The 582-nt window shown below is 60.7% G+C and carries 1 pseudogene; it reads right to left on the reverse strand.

Going from position 1 to position 582, the window contains the following annotated elements:
* Positions 1-375: pseudogene (locus AB4037_RS34630) on the reverse strand (IS5 family transposase); the annotation flags it as partial.
* Between the last annotated feature and the right edge of the window lie 207 nt (positions 376-582).

Raw genomic sequence — 582 nt, forward strand, 5'->3', positions numbered from 1 at the left:
GGGAGTTCAACCCGCCTTTGGTGCGCCCGATACGGCGGGGAACAGCCCCTTTTTGAGCAGGCTCGCCGCCGTGCGATGGGCTTTCAGGTGCGTCGCGTCGATCATGATCCGCTCGGGCTTCGGCCCTTCGCCGGCGAGCCCTGCGAAGATCCGGTCGAAGACGCCGAGCCGGCTCCAGCGGATGAARCGGTTGTAGAGYGTCTTGTGCGGCCCATAATCCCTGGGAGCATCCTTCCACTGCAGGCCGTTGCGGATGACGTAAACGATCCCGCTCACCACCCGCCGGTCGTCCACACGCGCCACCCCATGCGATAGCGGAAAATGCGGCGAGATCCGCGCCATCTGGCGCTCGCTCAGCAGAAACAAATCACCCATCACGATCTCCTCAACAGAGATCGTGAATCACATCTCAACCCAAATTAATAGGTTCTGAACCTAGCATTACAGTTGCGTTTTTAATTTGATGTGAGCTTGTCGCGCGACGGCTTGATGGGCTCGTCGCCAGAGCGACCAGGCAATGATCTGGGCCGGCTCTAAGCGGCGTTGGGCGAGCTTGACGGCGATGCGCCGGATCTCCTGGAC

The organism is Labrys sp. KB_33_2, assembly GCF_052114505.1.
GTDB lineage: Bacteria > Pseudomonadota > Alphaproteobacteria > Rhizobiales > Labraceae > Labrys.